3 protein-coding genes are annotated in these 1,474 nt (G+C 60.7%); all 3 read left to right on the top strand.

What is annotated here, in order from left to right; all coding sequences use genetic code 11:
* Positions 1-765, top strand: a 765-nt coding sequence (locus AC2FIM_RS20260) for a formate--tetrahydrofolate ligase (protein WP_496732300.1), incomplete at its 5' end; no start/stop codon positions are given.
* A gap of 58 nt (positions 766-823) precedes the next feature.
* Positions 824-1,129 carry a chorismate mutase gene (locus AC2FIM_RS20255; protein ID WP_142640424.1) on the top strand — a complete coding sequence of 102 codons (306 nt, stop codon included), beginning with the start codon at positions 824-826 and terminating at the stop codon, positions 1,127-1,129.
* A 52-nt stretch (positions 1,130-1,181) separates the two neighbouring features.
* Positions 1,182-1,474: tetrahydrofolate dehydrogenase/cyclohydrolase catalytic domain-containing protein (locus AC2FIM_RS20250; RefSeq protein WP_496708387.1), on the top strand; the 293-nt coding region annotated here is incomplete at its 3' end.

The following is a 1,474-nucleotide window of genomic DNA, read 5'->3' as shown; positions in this document are numbered from 1 at the left end:
GCCGATCTGGGCGCCGAGAAATTCATGAACATCAAGTGCCGCAAGGCGGGTATCGCGCCGTCGGCTGTGGTGCTGGTCGCCACCGTGCGTGCGATGAAGATGAATGGCGGTGTGGCCAAGGCTGATCTGGGTGCGGAAAACGTCGACGCGGTCAAATCGGGCTGTGCCAACCTGGGTCGTCACATCGAAAACGTCAAATCCTTTGGCGTGCCGGTTGTGGTTGGCATCAACCACTTCGTCACCGATACCGACGCTGAAGTGCAAGCCGTGAAAGACTATTGCTCTGACCACGGGGTCGAAGCGGTTCTGTCGCGTCACTGGGAGCTGGGGTCGGAAGGTTCGGCGCCGCTGGCCGAGAAGGTGGTCGAAATCGTCGAAGGGGGCACAGCGAACTTTGCGCCGATCTACCCCGACAATATGCCGCTGTTCGAGAAGATCGAAACCATCGCCAAGCGCATCTATCGCGCGGACGAGGTTTTGGCCGACAACAAGATCCGCAACCAGCTGCGTGAATGGGAAGAAGCCGGTTACGGCAACCTGCCGGTCTGCATGGCCAAGACGCAGTATTCCTTCTCGACCGATCCCTCGTTGCGCGGCGCGCCCACCGGCCATTCGGTTCCGGTGCGCGAGGTGCGCCTGAGCGCGGGTGCCGGATTTATCGTGGCGGTCTGTGGTGAGATCATGACTATGCCGGGCCTGCCGCGCAAACCGGCGGCCGAAAGCATCTGCCTCAATGACGCAGGTGAGATCGAGGGCTTGTTCTAAGTCGCCAGATAAGACATCTCGTGATCCGGAGAATGCTCCGGGCCACGAGGAGATCACGATGCCCACTCTGACACCGCCGCAAGACTGCGCAACGATGCAGGATCTGCGGATTCAGATCGACCAGCTGGACCGGCACCTGATCGAGATGCTGGTGAGGCGCGCCAGCTACATTGATCGCGCGTCTGAGTTGAAGCCGGGCGAGGGCCTGCCGGCCCGTATTCCGGATCGTGTTGAAGAGGTGGTGCAAAAGGTGCGTGCCAGCTCTCAGGCGGCGGGGATGGACCCCGATCTGGCCGAGACGCTGTGGCGCATTCTGATTGACTGGTCGATTGCGCGTGAGGAACGTGTGCTCGGCAACGACTGACTGACCGGGCGCCCCAAGCGCCCGATCCGTTTTGGGAAGAAGGGATCGAAGAATGGTAGCGCAGGTTATCGACGGTAAGGCCTTTGCAGCAACGGTGCGGGCACAGGTTGCCGATCAGGTTGCAAAGCTGAAGGACGAAAATGGCATCACCCCTGGTCTGGCCGTGGTTCTGGTGGGCGAAGACCCGGCCAGCCAGGTCTATGTCCGCTCGAAGGGCAAGATGACCGTCGAGGTCGGCATGAACTCGTATGAGCACAAGCTGGATGTGGACACCTCCGAGGCAGACCTGCTGGCATTGATCGACAAGCTGAATACCGATCCCGCAGTCCACGGCATTCTGGTGCA

It is taken from the genome of Ruegeria sp. CDSC052, from assembly GCF_059610685.1.
Note: the sequence above shows the minus strand (reverse complement) of the source record. Positions and strands in the feature narration are given on the sequence as shown.

Coding starts and splice junctions, on each gene's coding strand:
- AC2FIM_RS20255 (WP_142640424.1), top strand. CDS start 824: ATGCCCACTCTGACACCGCCGCAAGACTGCGCAACGATGCAGGATCTG.